The sequence below is a fragment of the Shewanella sp. DW31 genome, from assembly GCF_015767295.1.
Classification (GTDB): domain Bacteria; phylum Pseudomonadota; class Gammaproteobacteria; order Enterobacterales; family Shewanellaceae; genus Shewanella; species Shewanella oncorhynchi.
In genome coordinates this window covers 77,351-93,866 of record NZ_JADWMP020000004.1, presented here as the reverse complement: position 1 = coordinate 93,866, position 16,516 = coordinate 77,351, and the positions used below count along the sequence as shown (strand labels likewise).

Here is a 16,516-nt window from a genome sequence, read left to right as displayed (position 1 = left end):
GCAGTCTGTGCTGCCCTGATATTATGGAACTGTATTTCAAACTATCGATCAGCTATCGAGATTTCTTACCTTATTATCAAGGGCTTGCCGATAAAGTCGAGGTTCGTGAAACTCAAGGGCGGATTTTGTGGATTAATGGCCGTCATTTTAGGCGTTTTTTAACCGAAAATGGCATTCAAGGCTATTTCAAATTGGTTTTAGATGACAAGGGACAATTTGTTTCATTAAATCGAGTTTAGTCTTAATTTGTTTATCTTTACTTAGAGCAATTACTTTAAACGGTCGGCTGATTACTAAGCTCGCTTTGTGATATTTTATTTTTAAATATGTTAATGAATTATATGATTTTTTAATGTGTTTTTATGTTTCATTCCTATTCTGCTTTTCGCTAATTTAAATCTCTCCTTTTTAGTTATCGGTACAAATGTACCTACATGCTTAATTCTTTAGAAAATTTTCTCTAACTGCGCCTTGCTCAAGGGGATTAATTGCTGTAACAATGATGTTACCTGTGAGCTAACAAGATGTTGGTTGTAATTCCTAAAACAAAGAATCCAGCAGGGTACGGAGAGCTAAAATGAAAATTGTTAAAAATAGTTTTAACAAATCGGCGCTTGCTTTGGGGGTGGCGTCGGCATTGAGTTTGTTAATGATCCCAAGCGTTAATGCAGTATCTTTTAATTGGGGAGAGGTTGAGGGCACATTTGACTCAACTTGGACTGCTGGTGCGAGCTGGCGTGTAGGGGAGCGCGATTGGGAAGGTCAAATTGGTAAGGTTAATCAACCCCAATTCGATTGGTCTAATTACAGCGCATTTGGCAATACTAAATACACTTCTGCTGAGATTTGGGCCCAGCCCGGATCGTATTCCAGTAACAATGACTTAAGTAATTTACTTTATTCTCAAGGCGATACTACATCCGAAATCGTTAAAGGTTTGCATGAATTGTCATTGAAATACAAAAACTACGGTTTATTCGCTCGTGGTATGTATTTCTATGATCGTAAACTCAATGACGGTAATTATGATTTTAATGATCCGATAACGGGCAAAGAGTTTGACCCTTGTGAAGATAACCGTGCTTCAGAAGTTCAATGTAAAGATATTCGCCTACTCGATGCGTTTGTGTATGGCAATTTTGATCTTAACGATGGCGCTAATCCATTATCTATTCGTGTAGGTAATCAAGTGGTGTCATGGGGTGAAAGTACACTGATTGCCCATGGGATCAGTGAAATCAACGCCGTTGACTTGAACATACTTAACGCGCCTGGTGCTGAACTCAAAGAAGCGTTCAGACCTCAAGGTATGGTGTGGGCTTCCCTTGGTTTGACGGATTCATTAACGGTAGAAGCATTCTATCAATATGATTGGCAACCTATTTGGGTACCGACACCGGGTTCTATTTTTGCTACTAACGATTTTGCGGGTTTCGGTGGTTACGCTCAAAACGCTCAGCTTGGGTTTAATGCTAACCCTGACATCAATTTAGACTTTGTGATGCAAGAATACGAGCGTTTAGCGGGCATGATTGCCAGCGGCCAATCTATTCCGACACAGCAATTGGTTTCTATGGCCTTAGCCTACCCAACAAAAGTGACGCTAGTGCAGGATGAGGCAGAGCCAAGTAATGATGGCCAATACGGTATTAAGCTGGGTTATTACGCGCCTTCACTGGGTGAAACCGAATTTGGTTTTTATTTCATGAATTATCATAGCCGTCGTCCTCTTATCAGTGGTACTGCCGCCGATTTTAGCACGGGTGCACTTTTATCTGATCTGGCGACCATAGGTCAAAACTCGGGTAATATTGATCGTGAATTGCTGCTCAATTTGAAGAGTTTCTCTAAGGCGCAAATCGTTTATCCAGAAGATATCAAGCTTTACGGTTTCAGTTTCAATACCCTGGTTGGTGATACCTCTGTCGCGGCTGAAATTGCCCATCGTCAGGATGAACCACTGCAAATCGATGACGTAGAATTGTTGTTTGCCGGTATGCCACAGCAGTTAGCTAACGCTGGTCTTCGTCCAGATCTCGATGGTATTTCACAGATTAAAGATGTTAAGCCGGGTGAAACCGTGGATGGCTTTATCCGTCTTGATACCACTCAGGCGCAGATGACTTTCACCCATTTATTTGGTCCAACGTTAGGTTTAGATAACTTGACTATGTTGGCCGAAGTGGGTGGCGTGTGGATCCATGATATGCCAGGTTTTGATGAGCTACGTCTCAATGGTCCAGGTACGTCACGTTCTGGCGGCAACCCAGATATGCCCGGCATCATTCAAGCCTTGCACAACGGTCCTGAAACTAACCCGTTCCCAACCGACTTTGCTTGGGGATACCGTTTAGTTGGAAAGGCGGATTTCAACAACGTATTTGCTGGGGTCAATATGTCTCCACGGGTGATTTTCTCCCATGACGTTGATGGTATTACACCTGATCCTATGTTCCTGTTCACGGAAGGACGTAAGTCTGTCGCGCTAGGCGTTAACTTCGACTATCAAAACCGTTGGGGTGCAGATATCTCCTATAACAATTTCTTTGGCGGTGTCGGTACGACGAATGCGATGGCAGATCGTGATTATGTTTCATTCAATATCAAGTATTCGATCTAAAAGGACTCAAACAATGAAGAAACTGACGATATTGGCGAGTGCAGTCATGCTGGCGTTCGCAGCGCCAGTCGCTATGGCTAAGATATCAGAAGCTGATGCGGCAAAACTTGGCAATGAACTTACCCCTTTAGGTGCTGAAAAAGCAGGTAATGCTGATGGTTCTATTCCTGCGTGGGATGGTGGTATCACTAAGCCTGTGGCGGGTTATACCAAAGGGATGCATCACCCAGATCCTTTCCCTGAGGATAAGATTGAATTTACTATTACCAATGCTAACAAAGCGCAATATAAAGATTTTTTAACGCCGGGTCAGATGAAGTTGTTCGAACTTTACCCTGATACCTACAAGATGAATGTGTATAAGACTCGCCGTAGCGCCTCTGTACCACAGTTCGTTTACGATGCGACTAAAGTTAACGCGACTCGTGCTGAACTGATTGCACAGGGCAATGGTATTTCTGGTGCGGCTATTGGTATTCCATTCCCGATCCCTGCAAATGGTTTAGAAGCAATTTGGAACCACATTTTGCGTTTTCGTGGTATCGATATCGAAACTTCCCGTAGCCAAGCTGCACCGACAGCCGATGGTAGCTATAGCTTAGTCGAAACGGCTGAGGAAATTCGTTTCGAATATTCTCGTCCAGAAATTACCTTAGATCAGCTTAAAGCCAGCAATACGCTGTTCTACTTTAAGCAAGTGGTGACTCAGCCTGCACGTTTAGCAGGTACAGCCTTATTGGTTAAAGAAACCATGGATCAAGAGGCGCTTCCCCGCCAAGCTTGGACCTATAACACAGGTCAACGTCGAGTACGTAAAGCGCCGAACGTGGCTTTTGATACACCGGGTACAGTGTCAGATGGTCTGCGTACGACAGATGATTTCGATATGTTTAACGGCTCTCCAGTGCGTTACAACTGGGAACTGGTTGGCAAAAAAGAAATTTATATCCCGTACAACGATTACAAACTGCATTCAGATAAGCTGAAATATGACCAAATATTGAAACCTGGTCATGTGAATCCTGAGTATGTTCGTTGGGAAAAACACCGCGTATGGCAAGTGAGGGCGACGCTGAAAGACGGTATGCGCCACATTTATAAAGTGCGCGATATGTACCTTGATGAAGATTCATGGCAAGTGTCAATCGCCGATCTCTACGACAACCGTGATCAGTTGTATCGTGTGGCCGTTGCACATGGCTTGAATTACTACGAAGTACCTGCACAGTGGGATACTTTAGAAGTCTTCCATGATTTGCAATCCCGTCGTTATCTCGCTATGGGCTTAGACAACCAAAGTGGCATGTATAACTTCGATGCCAAACTGACTGAAGCTAACTTTACCCCCGATGCATTGCGTCGTGAAGGTATCCGTTAATAGGCCACGTACAAAGGGGCGCTTAGCGCCCCTCATTAGTTTAAGGAAGTTTGTATGTCGTTTCGCATCCTTCAGTGTGTCGCTGTATTAAGTTTCGGTGGCGCTTTTTTTCCTTCTACGTTATCTGCAACGCCCTCTGATCCGATTTTTTCTCAAGTTCAACCTCTTGCTGCTTCATCTTTGATTTTAGATATTGCCAACGTAGGCGCAGGTTTAGTGGCTGTGGGTGAACGTGGCCATGCTCTGGTGTATGACGGCAGTTGGCATCAAGTGGCAACGCCCGTGAGTTCACAGCTGACCAAAGTCTTTTTTCTCAATGAAAAACGCGGTTGGGCTGTAGGTCATGATGCAACCATTTTACAGACTCAGGATGGTGGCCAAACTTGGCAGCAGCAGATGCATTCGCCCGAGATTGAAAAACCATTCCTCGATGTGGTGTTTTTAGACGAAAACAATGGTATTGCCATTGGTGCTTACGGTTTGTTTTATCGCACCAACGATGGCGGTGCCCAGTGGCGTGAGGAGTTCCATGAGGAGCTCTTAGCAGAAGAAGATGTGGCTTATTTGGCGGAGTTAAAAGGCAGCGATCAATTGGCCTATTTGAGTGCGCGAGCTTCATTATTGCCGCACTTTAATCGTATTTTAACCTTAACCGATGGACGTTTATTATTGGTTGGCGAGCTGGGCTTAGTCGCTGTTTCTGGCGATCAAGGTAAAACATTTACGCGTACCAATTTTGATTACGATGGTTCTATGTTTAACGCCGTAGAAACGAAAAATGCTGTGTATGTGATGGGCCTTCGCGGTCATATATTCAAAGCTGATGTGAGTTTAAGCCAATGGAATCAAATAGAACTGCCGGTGCAATCCTCAATCAACGGTGCCATGGTTGTTTCTGACGACGCGCTATATTTAGTGGGAAATGCGGGGATAGTGATCAAGCTAAATGAGGATGACACTAGCAGTATCGTGACTCGTCGCCAAGGGGAAAACTTAGTGTCTATTGCAAAGGATAATCAAGGGAATATGTGGTTATCCGGCAGCCAAGGGCTGTTTATTCTTAAGCCATAAAATTTTAAAACTACAATAAATAACAGGGCCGAGAAGATGTTAGAAAAACTGGTCAACGGATTTGAGTCATTTTTGTTTCGCAATCGCGCATGGGTCGTCGGCATTTTTGTGTTTTTGACGTTGTTTTTTGGCTATCAGGCCAGTCAACTCAAAATGGATGCGGCTTTTATCAAAAATATTCCACTGCAGCACAGTTATATGCAGACCTACCTGAAACACCAAAAAGATTTTGGTGGTGCCAACAGCATCATGGTGGCGGTTGAGGATACCAGCGGTAATATTTTTAATGCTAACTATTTTGATACCTTAAAAAATGTGCATGATCAGCTGTTTTTTATTCCAGGGGTTGACCGTGCGCAGGTGAAATCAATTTTTTCGCCTTCCACTCGTTTTACTGAAGTCGTTGAGGATGGTTTTGCTGGCGGGCCTGTTATTCCAGCGGATTTTTCAACTTCAGTGTCTGGGTTAGAAACGGTTCGCGATAATATTGAAAAAGCAGGGATTGTCGGCCGATTAATTGCCAACGATTATAGTGCGGCTATGGTGTCGGCTCAATTAATGGATTTTGATCCACAGACGGGTAAACCGCTTGATACCATTGCTTTTGCTGCACAATTAGAAAAAGAGCTTAGGGGCAAGTTCGAAACCGATAAGGTTAAAATTCACATCATAGGTTTCGCCAAAATGGCGGGGGATGTGGCTGATGGTGCTAAGGGTGTATTGCTGTTCTTCGTGATCGCGATTTTGGTCACCGCCATCATGGTTTACCTCTTTTCTAAATCAATCATCTTGACCATGCTGCCACTGGTCTGCAGTTTAACGGCTGTGGTCTGGCAGCTTGGTTTATTGACTGTGATAGGTTTCGGTCTTGATCCTATGTCGATTCTGGTACCGTTTTTAGTCTTCGCCATCGGTGTGAGCCACGGGGTGCAGATCATTAACGCTGTACGGCGTCGAGTGCTCGACGGGCAAACGACAAAAGCGGCTTCGGCGTCGGCATTTCGTAGTTTATTAGTGCCGGGTGGTGTGGCATTATTGTCCGATACTGTTGGTTTTATTACCCTGTTATTTATCGATATTGGGATTATTCGCGAGCTGGCTATTTCTGCCTCGCTCGGTGTGGGCGTGATCATTTTCACTAACCTTATCCTGTTGCCTTTGGTGATTTCTTTTACTGAAATCAAAGTCAATAAACACGCAGAACCGACCGCTGAAGAAGTGCGAACTGAGGCTATTTGGCGCTTCATGGCGCGTTTTGCGACGCCTAAATATGCTGTGGTAGTCATTATTGCCACTGTGGTGTTGTATTTTGTGGGTCTGCAACAAGCCAATCAGATGAAGATTGGTGATCTACAGGGCGGCGCGCCAGCGTTACATCAAGATTCGCGTTATAACCTCGATACCTTCTTCATCACAGATCATTTCTCTATCACCACAGATGTGATGACTGTGATTGTTGAGGCAGCACCTGAAGCCTGTACTTACCACGATGTGCTCACTCAAATTGATCAGTTTGAATGGTTAGTGCGCAATACTCCTGGGGTGGAGTCGACTGTGAGTCTGGCGTCGGTCGCTAAAAAAGTGAATGCTGGCTTCAACGAAGGTAATCCAAGATGGGAAGTGTTGCCGCGTACAACGGCGAGCTTAGTACAGGCTATTGGCCAAATTCCCACGACTTCAGGTTTATTAAATGGCGATTGTTCTGTCATGCCTGTGTATCTGTTTATGAAAGATCACAAGGCCGAAACCATAGAAACTGTGGTCGCTAAGGTCAAAGCCGTCGCCGCGAAAATGGACAACGAGAAGTTGCAGTTTAAACTGGCGTCGGGTCCTGTGGGTGTAATGGCAGCGACTAACGAAGCGGTGGCCGAGGCGCAGTTACCTATGATGATATACGTCTATGGTGCCGTGTTTGTACTCTGCTTAATCAGCTTTAAATCTTTTAAAGCCACTGTGGCGGTCATTATTCCGTTATATGTCGTGTCGACACTGGCACAGGCTTTGATGACTCAGCTCGATATTGGCTTAGCTGTCAGTACCTTACCAGTCATCGCGCTGGGGGTTGGTATTGGTGTGGACTATGGTATTTATATCCTCTCGACTATGTCGTCTAAGCTATCAAATGGTATGCCAGTGCAACAGGCTTACTATGAGGCGTTGGTCGAACGGGGTAGTGCGGTGATCTTTACTGGCCTTACATTGGCGATTGGTGTCAGTACTTGGTTCTTTTCGGCGCTTAAATTCCAAATGGACATGGGAATATTGTTAACATTCATGTTTGTGGTAAATATGCTCGGTGCCATAATTATCCTACCTGCATTGGCCGCCATTTTCTGGCGCCAGCCTAAGTAGAGTCTACAAATGGGGAGCTCAGCTCCCCATTTACTTTTGAATACTTAGTCTGCTTTATCGATTGTTTGGTCATTTGTCATTCCTTGTTTACGCCAATACTGGATTTCAAGAGGATGTACCACTAAAATTTTCCTCGAAATACAGCGGTTTTAGTAATAAACTTCGCGCGACGATCTAGATCACATTAATTTATCTGCGATTGTTAAGCCGAAGCATCCAAATAATGAAAAAAGCGCTGCCATAGACGCTTAAGGAAACAGCAACATGGCCTTGAAAGATGCAATGCCTTCAGTACTACTTGAAAATGTAGTCAGTTTAATTCACGCTAAAGTCCCTAATTCACAAGCCAAGCAAGTTGAACAGTTCGCCACCTGCCTTTATGCCCACATGTCGAAAGACGATCTCAATGCGCGTAATGACAGTGATTTATACGGTGCGGTTCTCAGTTTATGGAACGCCCTGAACAAAACACCAAAAGGTAACACTCATCTGAGAGTGTTCAATCCTAGCCAAGCCAAACACGGCTGGCAATCTACTCACTCGATCATTGAAGTTATCCAACCTGACATGCCATTCTTGGTCGATTCAGTTGGTATGGCATTGAATCGTATGGGTATTACTGCTCACATGATGTTGCACACTCCACTGGCGATTGAGCGTTCAGAAAGTGGTGTGACGAATGTTACTTATCTTAATAAAAGCCCTGAAAGCACTGAGCATGTCGCCGTATTTTTGATTGAAATTGACCGTCAAAGCAGCACGGTCGATATCAAAGCATTAGAGCGCGAAATTCAGTCTGTGCTTGCCGATGTCGCTTCATCAGTCAACGACTGGGAAGTCATGTCTGCCAAGTTGGCTGAGATGATTAAGGAATTGCCAAAACGTCCGTTCCCGGGCGATAAGCAAGAGTTAGAAGAAGCGATTAACTTCCTGACTTACTTGAATAATCATCACTTTACGCTATTAGGTTACCGTCAATACGATTTGAAACGTGTCGAAGGTGACGTTGAGTTAGTGCCTAATATCGCCTCTAGTTTAGGTTTGATGAACAAGCACACTAAAGCACAACCTGAGCAAGGTTTGTTGTTATCTAGCTTCTCCGATAGTGCCCGCAAAGAAGCCTTAGATCACAGCTTACTGATCCTCACTAAGAGCAGCGCTAAGAGCCGTGTGCATCGCCCAGCTTATGTCGATTATATCGGTATTAAGCGTTTCGATAAGAAAGGCAATGTGATTGGCGAAGATAGATTTATCGGTTTATATGCGTCAAACCTATATAACCGCAGCCCACGTGAAATCCCACTGCTGAATGAAAAAGTGCAGCGTGTGTTAGATCGTTCAGGCTTGACCCCACGTTCACACGACTATAAAGCCCTGCTAAACATCCTTGAGAATTTACCTCGTGACGAGCTAATTCAAGCCAATGTTGATGATTTATCGCACATGGCCCATGGCGTGTTAGAAATGCAAGACAGAGACAAGCTGAAACTCTTTGTACGCAAAGATGGCTTTGGCCGTTTCTTATCCTGTTTAGTGTACGTTTCTAAGGATCGTTACAACACTAAACTCCGCCAAGATACTCAACGTATTCTGGCCCAGCACTTTAACAGCAAAGAAGATGTAGAGTTTACGACTTATTTTTCCGAGTCGACGCTAGCCCGCACTCACTACATAGTCAAAGTTGATAACAATAATATGGATGTAGATGTGGCTGCCATAGAGAACAACTTAATAGAAGCGGCACGTTCGTGGGAAGATAAGTTAAGCACTGCGCTTAACAGTGCACTCGGCGAAGAAGCTGGCACTCATCTGACTAAGCGTTATTTCAATGCGTTTGAGCAAAGCTATAAAGAAGACGTATTGCCAAGTTCTGCCGTCGTCGACATGCAACAGCTCGAAGCACTGGATGATGAACACAAGCTCGGCATGTTGTTCTATCAACCGCAGGAAGCGGCGCTGAACGACAATAAAGTGCGTTTAAAGCTATTCCATAAAGATGAGCCTATTCATCTTTCTGATGTGCTGCCAATGCTCGAAAACTTTGGTCTGCGCGTGATCAACGAGCGTCCATATGAAGTTACGACTTCAGACGGTTCTACCTTCTGGATCTTAGACTTCTTGATGACAGTTAAAGTCGTCAACACAGATAACATCGCTGATAGCCAAGACAGATTCCAAACTGCACTGTCACAAGTGTGGCAAAAGAAGTTAGAAGATGATGGCTTCAACCGCATTATTCTGGCATCTGGTTTAACCGGCCGTGAAGTCTCTGTATTGCGCGCTTATGCGAAATACATGCGTCAAATCGATGCAACTTTCAGTCAGTCATATATTGAAGAAACCTTCGGTCGTTACCCACAAATCGCTGATTTGTTGGTGAAGATGTTCATCCGTAAATTTAACCCTAAACTGAAAACTCGTACCCTGGGCAAGTTTTTGGAGCAGATCAATTTACGTTTAGACGAAGTGTCTAGCTTAGATGATGACCGTATTATTCGTCGTTATTTAGACTTGATTAACGCTACTCTGCGTACAAACTTCTACCAACTGGATGCCAAAGGCGAATCTAAGAGTTATATCTCGTTTAAATTCATGCCTTCACTGATCCCTGAAATGCCACGTCCACTGCCGAAATTCGAAATATTCGTTTATTCGCCACGGGTTGAAGGTGTGCATTTACGTTACGGTAAAGTGGCTCGTGGTGGTCTGCGTTGGTCAGATCGCCGTGAAGACTTCCGTACCGAAGTATTAGGTTTGGTAAAAGCACAGCAAGTGAAAAACACTGTGATTGTGCCTGTGGGTGCTAAAGGTGGCTTTGTTTGTAAACAATTGCCAACTGAAGGCGGCCGTGAAGCTTTCTTCACCGAAGGTCAAGAATGTTACCGCATCTTTATCCGTGCCTTGCTCGATATTACCGATAACATTTTGAACGGTGAAATCGTCCATCCATTGGATGTGGTTCGTCACGATGAAGATGACCCATATTTAGTGGTAGCAGCCGATAAAGGCACAGCGACATTCTCTGATATCGCGAACTCGATTTCCCTCGAATACCGCTTCTGGCTCGGTGATGCATTCGCATCGGGTGGCAGCAACGGTTATGACCATAAGAAAATGGGTATCACGGCCAAAGGCGGCTGGGAATCGGTTAAGCGTCATTTCCGCGAAGTCGGTATTGATTGCCAAACTACAGACTTTACCTGTTTAGGTATAGGTGACATGGCGGGCGACGTATTCGGTAACGGTATGTTGTTGTCTAAGCACACTAAACTGGTTGCAGCCTTTAACCACATGCATATCTTTATCGATCCAAATCCTGATACGGCATTAAGTTATGATGAACGGGCGCGTTTATTCGCTCTGCCACGTTCAAGCTGGGAAGACTACAGCAGCAAGTTGATTTCTAAAGGTGGCGGTATTTTCCTCCGTTCATCTAAATCCATTCCATTATCGGCAGAGATGAAGCAAATGTTGGCCACAGAGAAAACCTCTATGACCCCAACTGAGCTGATGAAAGAACTGCTGAAAATGCCAGTGGATTTGATCTGGAACGGCGGTATCGGTACGTATGTGAAATCTTCACGGGAAACCCACGCTGAAGTCGGCGATCGTGCCAACGATGCTCTACGTGTCAACGGTGGCGAACTACGCGCTAAGATAGTCGGTGAGGGCGGTAACTTAGGTTGTACTCAGTTAGGTCGTATTGAATATGCGTCTAATGGCGGTCGCATCAACACTGACTTCGTCGATAACGTTGGTGGTGTGGACTGTTCAGACAACGAAGTGAACATCAAGATTTTGCTGAACGCTATGGTGACTGAAGGTGAACTGACGCTTAAGCAGCGTAACCGTTTACTGGAAGAAATGACTGAAGAAGTCGGCCAAATCGTACTGCAAGACTGTAAAGATCAAACTCGTACTATCTCTGTGACTCAAGTGCGCGGTGCTGAGCAGTTAAAAGAGCAGATCCGCTTTATCCAGTACCTCGAAAAAGAAGGCAAGTTAGACAGAGCGTTAGAGTTCTTACCGTCTGACGATGAGCTAGCTGAACGTTTAGCCAGTGGTCGTGCATTAACGCGCCCAGAGCTATCAGTATTGGTTGCTTATGCGAAAATGGTACTGAAAGAGCAATTAGTGACGCCAGAAATCACTGAAGATACTCTGTTAAGCCAACTGCTTATCGCGTATTTCCCGAAAAAACTTCAGGAAAAATACAGCGACAAAATGGCAACCCATCCACTGCGTGGCGAAATCATTGCGACCTCACTCGCCAATGAACTCGTCAACGACATGGGCTTGAATTTTGTTCAACGTATGCAAGATGAGACTGGTGCCTCAGTTGCCGACGCGGCAATTTGTTACACTATGGCTCGCGAAGTATTTGGTTTAGCTGAATTAACTAAATCGATCACTGACTTAAACGGCATAGTTCCGGCTGTGGTTCAAGGTGAAATGCTGCATCAGTTACGCCGCAATATGCGTCGTGCTAGCCGCTGGTTCCTACGTCACCGTAACCGCTCTTGGAGCATTGAACAAACCGTTGCTTTCTTCAAACCGGTATTTGAACAAATTAAAGATAATGTTCATTTATATCTGGTCGAAGAAGAAGCGAAAGGTATTCAATCTGAGATCAATGCCTTGGTCAAAGAAAACGTACCACAAGCTGTGGCAACGATTGTGGCTAACATGAGCACCTTGTTCTCTGCCTTAGACATTGCCCAAATTGCGCAAACAGAAGATAAGACAGTGGCATTAGTGGCTGAAACTTACTTCAAACTCGGCGCCCGCGTTGAGCTGCACTGGTTCTTAGAACAGATCAGCGCTCAACCTGTAGCGAACCATTGGCAAGCACTGGCTCGTGCCGCCTTTAGGGAAGAGTTAGATTGGCAACAACGTGCATTAAGTTCAGTGGTCTTAAGAACCTGCAGTGCAACCTGTGATGCCGAAAGTGTGATTTCTCAGTGGATTGAGATAAATCAAGGCTTATTGGAAAGATGGTTCCACATGCTAGCTGACTTTAAAACGTCGCAAATCCATGAGTTTGCTAAGTTCTCTGTCGCCCTACGTGAACTTAACCTTCTGATCCTTCATTGCGAAGGCCAAAAGTAAACTTATTATAACAATCAGAAGCCCTGGCGATCGCCGGGGCTTTTTTTAGGTCGAGGAAAGTACATGTTTTATAAAATCGCACAGAAAGTCATGTTTCAGATGGATCCTGAGCGAGCTCACCATCTTGCTATAGGCAGTTTAAAAATGACCGCCAATAGCCCGTTAACGTGTCTATATGGACAAACGATTGCACCCGCTCCTGTCAGCTTTATGGGGTTGACCTTTCCTAACCCAGTGGGACTTGCTGCCGGTATGGACAAGGACGGCGAATCGATTGATGCCTTTCATGCGATGGGATTTGGTCATATTGAAGTGGGTACAGTTACCCCAAGACCACAGCCTGGTAACGATTTACCCCGTCTATTTAGATTAAAGCCTGCCAAAGGCATCATTAATCGCATGGGGTTTAATAATAAGGGTGTCGATAATCTGGTCAAAAATTTGATCGCTAAAAAGACCGATATTATGGTTGGCGTCAATATTGGCAAAAATAAAGACACGCCAGTAGAACAAGGTAAAGACGATTATTTGATCTGCATGGATAAAGTTTATCTCCATGCGGCTTATATTGCGGTGAATATTTCATCACCCAATACCCCAGGATTACGATCGCTACAATATGGCGATCTATTAGATGAATTATTGAGCGCAATTAAAACCAAGCAACTTGAGCTGGCCGAAAAGCATAAAAAATACGTGCCCATCGCGCTTAAAATTGCTCCAGATTTAACCATCGAAGAAATTGAAAATATCGCGCAAGCTTTGATTAAAAACAAATTTGATGGCGCAATTGCGACCAATACCACTTTAACGCGTGATGGTGTTAGCGGTCTTGCCAACGCCAATGAAAGCGGCGGCTTAAGCGGCAAACCCTTAACTGAGCTGTCTACTAAAGTGATTAAGCAATTGGCGATTTGTTTGAAAGGGCAGATCCCGATCATCGGTGTGGGCGGTATTAATAGCGCTGAAGATGCCTTAGCCAAATTTGATGCGGGCGCGACTATGATTCAGATTTATTCAGGTTTTATTTATCAAGGTCCGAAGTTAATTAAAGAAATAGTGAATGCATACCGCTTGAAATAATGATCTTAGGATTAATATAACGATCTAAAATAAGATCTTATTCTTTAACAGCGATCTAAAATGATCCATAGATCGCTGTTAAGATCTTACAATAGATCGACTAAGTAACTGTTAAATAATTTGTATTTTATTATTTTTATTTTGATATTGGATAAAATATCTACTATTATGTCCCAGTGTTCAAATATTGGGTCACCGTTATGTTATTAATGCCGCAAAAAGATTGGCAATGGAAATATAACGATTCGTATGGTGTATTAGGCGTATCGTTAGGTTCCGAGATAGAATTTCTGACGTCTTATAAAGCAAAATTACTCATTCCAGATGCCTTATCAAGCATGGAATTTAATATTGCGCACGCCAAATTCTATATGAACTTACTCGATAGATTACCTAAAACCCTGTCTTTGTCCGATGCTGCAATTGTGCAAATTGCACTCAATGCCACCGCAGCCCATTTTATGCTGACACCGCAAATGCCTAAATCATGGTTTTTTGATACCAGTGATGTCTGTGTTTATAGCGATGTGGGTAAAGTCTTCGAGCTTAAATGCCAAAAGCAAAGAGTGCTCGCCCTCGTGGTTGAAAATACCCTACAGTCCGCGCTAGTGATGTTATTGTCACCTGAATGTGTTTTGTCGGGTGCAAAAACCATGGTGCAGTTTGAAACCATCAAAGTGATGCATAATCGCTTACACCCCCTACGTGCGCAGCGCCACGTGGTTGCGGCATAGCTCATCATTGGTTTTTGATATTAATCACTTACCGATAATTCGTGAGTCTTAGTTTGCTCTATTTGGCCCTGCTTTTAGTATTAAACTCACTACGCAGTCTGGTTTGCCATGGTATTAACTCGTCGACTCGCAGCGAGTCCGTCCTTGGATGCTCGACCGCCCCGTCCATGGGGCGGACGGTCGTCTCGCCAATCACCATGGCGTACCTTTCAGCATTTGCGTAGTCTGTAGATTCAAAAGATTAGAGATTACATTTCACTTTAATTTTATTAGATTTTTCGGTAGAGCGCTAAAATCAAAAAAGAGTTGTGGATATCTGGTCTTTTGTCTTTTTAATAACTTATTTTTGACCGCTTGAGGTAATAGATTTTGAAAACGCGCATGCGCGTTTTTTCTGATGGCATATCTAAAAAAAAGCTGGTAAGTTCCTTCTATTACAGGTAGTTAACCATGCGCATTTTTACTGGTTTAATGAGGTAAACGCGCATGCCCACTATACAAAGGTTATGCAATAGCTAGAGAAATAAAGGAACATTATGTCGACTCCTAAGGTGTTTATATCGTACTCACATGACTCGCAGGAGCATAAAAAGTGGGTTCTAGATTTGGCTACTAGGCTAAGAAATAGCGGCGTAGATGCAATAATTGATCAGTGGGAGTTGCGCCCAGGTGATGATCTTCCGCATTTCATGGAAACGCATCTAGCTAACTCAGATTATGTGGCCATGGTCTGCACTGATAAATATGTAGATAAAGCCAATGCGGGAACTGGTGGGGTAGGCTATGAGAAAATGATAATTACTGCCGACCTCCTTTCTCATATCGATTCAAACAAAGTTGTTCCAGTAATACGGCAATTCGGCACACACAATGTGCCTACATTTCTAAAAACAAAACTGTTCGTCAATTTTTCAAAAGATGGTGATTACGAATTCAGTTTTGATGAGTTAGTTAGAACATTTCATGATGCGCCTCTCTTTGAAAAACCAGAAATCGGCAACAACCCATTTACACCAGTGAGTGAAACACCACCTGAAAAGACAGGTGACCCAATAAGGGAGATAATGAAATACATCGTCGCTGATTTTGAAAATGGCAAAAATTATACGTTCTACAAAAATTTAGTCCAAGTCGTCGATATGTCGCGCATTATGCTTGATATCATCATTGGCGATGCTGTCCGAAAAGGATACATCGCTTTGGATAGAGACGGTGATATCCATTTGCAATCAGAAGGTAAAAAGTACGCTATACAACATAAACTGGTAAATGCATAACAAGGCCATCAACTTCTCACCTTCGAATTTAATGAGACGAATTTAATAAGACACCCATTATTAAATTTGGTTACCCAGTATACGCCGGGTTGATGAGATTAAGCAGAGTCATTGAAGTGACCGTCCGTGACAGGGATGTCATGGTCGAGCCTATAGAGATACTTCTTACTAGGTAACAGGACGGCGTGTCACTGGAATGAGTGTGCTTAATCAAACTCCATCAACAAAAACGCCTGCTACTGCAGGCGTTTTGTTTATATTTATTCGTTTTGCTTTTACGCGCTAGAGCCTTAGAAAGCGGACTACTTTTTAATCCATTTGCCTTTGGCATCTTGTACATAGTTGCCTTTATCTGTGGCGGCTATGGCTTTTTCACCGGCGAGTTTAGCGACGTCGGCAGGGGAGAGTTTGTTCTTCTTGGCAATGGTTTCGTAGTGTGCGCGACGTTTGTTATTTACGTCGTCCATCACGACTTTGGCTTCGGGATTGGCTTGCACTAATCCCAAGTAGCCGTTGGCTTGTTCCCCTAAATAGCCCTGTGATTTAGCTTCTTGAAGTGACATGGCAAAGGCGCTTAGGCTTAAGACGCTGAGGGTTAATAGCAATAATAACTTTGTTTTTAGTCGGATTGATTTCATGGTGATTCCTCAATTCTTATTTAATTAGAACAGCTTATCGTCTGACAGGAGTTGGTCTAATTCCTTATCTACTTTGATCCGTATCTCATGTTCAATTTTCACATTGAGATTGATAACGATAGGTTTATCCGGCGGTTCTATTTTTACTGTGGGCGTACAGCCCTGCAATGAGGCTAGGGCTACCAATGCGATAAGTGCGCTTCGGGTACCTATGCTAATTTGCTGTAATTGAATTATCTTCACTGAGGTTTCCT

The 16,516-nt window shown here is 43.8% G+C and carries 11 protein-coding genes; 9 read left to right on the top strand and 2 right to left on the bottom strand.

What is annotated here, in order from left to right; translation table 11 throughout:
* The first annotated feature begins 23 nt into the window (after positions 1 to 23).
* From GWI56_RS05035 to GWI56_RS04995, 9 genes are all read left to right on the top strand, one after another.
* Positions 24 to 239 (top strand): DUF2835 domain-containing protein, encoded by a 216-nt coding sequence (locus GWI56_RS05035; protein WP_028759764.1) that lies wholly within the window; start codon positions 24 to 26, stop codon positions 237 to 239.
* A 338-nt stretch (positions 240 to 577) separates the two neighbouring features.
* On the top strand, positions 578 to 2,620 hold the full coding sequence (locus tag GWI56_RS05030; protein WP_105252651.1) for a DUF1302 domain-containing protein: 2,043 nt from the start codon (positions 578 to 580) through the stop codon (positions 2,618 to 2,620).
* A gap of 13 nt (positions 2,621 to 2,633) precedes the next feature.
* Complete coding sequence (locus tag GWI56_RS05025) at positions 2,634 to 3,998, top strand: DUF1329 domain-containing protein (RefSeq protein WP_198572303.1); 1,365 nt, start codon at positions 2,634 to 2,636, stop codon at positions 3,996 to 3,998.
* A gap of 54 nt (positions 3,999 to 4,052) precedes the next feature.
* Positions 4,053 to 5,069, top strand: a complete 1,017-nt coding sequence (locus tag GWI56_RS05020) for a YCF48-related protein (RefSeq protein WP_198572302.1) — start codon at positions 4,053 to 4,055, stop codon at positions 5,067 to 5,069.
* Between the two features lie 36 nt (positions 5,070 to 5,105).
* The gene (locus GWI56_RS05015) at positions 5,106 to 7,421 is read left to right on the top strand and encodes an MMPL family transporter (protein ID WP_113940560.1); all 2,316 of its coding nucleotides are present in this window, start codon (positions 5,106 to 5,108) and stop codon (positions 7,419 to 7,421) included.
* A 264-nt stretch (positions 7,422 to 7,685) separates the two neighbouring features.
* Positions 7,686 to 12,530, top strand: a complete 4,845-nt coding sequence (locus GWI56_RS05010; RefSeq protein ID WP_028759769.1) for an NAD-glutamate dehydrogenase — start codon at positions 7,686 to 7,688, stop codon at positions 12,528 to 12,530.
* Positions 12,531 to 12,593: 63 nt separating this feature from the next.
* Positions 12,594 to 13,613 (top strand): quinone-dependent dihydroorotate dehydrogenase, encoded by a 1,020-nt coding sequence (gene pyrD, locus GWI56_RS05005; RefSeq protein ID WP_198572301.1) that lies wholly within the window; start codon positions 12,594 to 12,596, stop codon positions 13,611 to 13,613.
* Positions 13,614 to 13,813: 200 nt separating this feature from the next.
* Positions 13,814 to 14,347 (top strand): cell division protein ZapC, encoded by a 534-nt coding sequence (locus GWI56_RS05000; RefSeq protein WP_105252649.1) that lies wholly within the window; start codon positions 13,814 to 13,816, stop codon positions 14,345 to 14,347.
* Positions 14,348 to 14,883: 536 nt separating this feature from the next.
* Positions 14,884 to 15,624: a toll/interleukin-1 receptor domain-containing protein gene (locus GWI56_RS04995; RefSeq protein WP_198572300.1), complete on the top strand. Its 741-nt coding sequence runs from the start codon at positions 14,884 to 14,886 to the stop codon at positions 15,622 to 15,624.
* A 302-nt stretch (positions 15,625 to 15,926) separates the two neighbouring features.
* On the opposite strand, the gene GWI56_RS04990 is transcribed toward GWI56_RS04995, so the two are convergent.
* Entirely contained in the window at positions 15,927 to 16,262 is a 336-nt protein-coding gene (locus GWI56_RS04990; protein ID WP_173244577.1) for a YdbL family protein, read from the bottom strand.
* A 24-nt stretch (positions 16,263 to 16,286) separates the two neighbouring features.
* Positions 16,287 to 16,505 (bottom strand): YnbE family lipoprotein, encoded by a 219-nt coding sequence (locus tag GWI56_RS04985; protein WP_028759774.1) that lies wholly within the window; start codon positions 16,503 to 16,505, stop codon positions 16,287 to 16,289.
* Positions 16,506 to 16,516 lie beyond the last annotated feature (11 nt).

What these genes read in the sequence shown, in the direction of transcription:
- GWI56_RS05010 (WP_028759769.1), top strand. Translation starts at nt 7,686, where the DNA reads ATGGCCTTGAAAGATGCAATGCCTTCAGTACTACTTGAAAATGTAGTC.
- GWI56_RS04995 (WP_198572300.1), top strand. Translation starts at nt 14,884, where the DNA reads ATGTCGACTCCTAAGGTGTTTATATCGTACTCACATGACTCGCAGGAG.
- GWI56_RS05015 (WP_113940560.1), top strand. Translation starts at nt 5,106, where the DNA reads ATGTTAGAAAAACTGGTCAACGGATTTGAGTCATTTTTGTTTCGCAAT.
- GWI56_RS05035 (WP_028759764.1), top strand. Translation starts at nt 24, where the DNA reads ATGGAACTGTATTTCAAACTATCGATCAGCTATCGAGATTTCTTACCT.
- GWI56_RS05000 (WP_105252649.1), top strand. Translation starts at nt 13,814, where the DNA reads ATGTTATTAATGCCGCAAAAAGATTGGCAATGGAAATATAACGATTCG.
- GWI56_RS05025 (WP_198572303.1), top strand. Translation starts at nt 2,634, where the DNA reads ATGAAGAAACTGACGATATTGGCGAGTGCAGTCATGCTGGCGTTCGCA.
- GWI56_RS05030 (WP_105252651.1), top strand. Translation starts at nt 578, where the DNA reads ATGAAAATTGTTAAAAATAGTTTTAACAAATCGGCGCTTGCTTTGGGG.
- GWI56_RS04990 (WP_173244577.1), bottom strand. Translation starts at nt 16,262, where the DNA reads ATGAAATCAATCCGACTAAAAACAAAGTTATTATTGCTATTAACCCTC.
- GWI56_RS05020 (WP_198572302.1), top strand. Translation starts at nt 4,053, where the DNA reads ATGTCGTTTCGCATCCTTCAGTGTGTCGCTGTATTAAGTTTCGGTGGC.
- pyrD (WP_198572301.1), top strand. Translation starts at nt 12,594, where the DNA reads ATGTTTTATAAAATCGCACAGAAAGTCATGTTTCAGATGGATCCTGAG.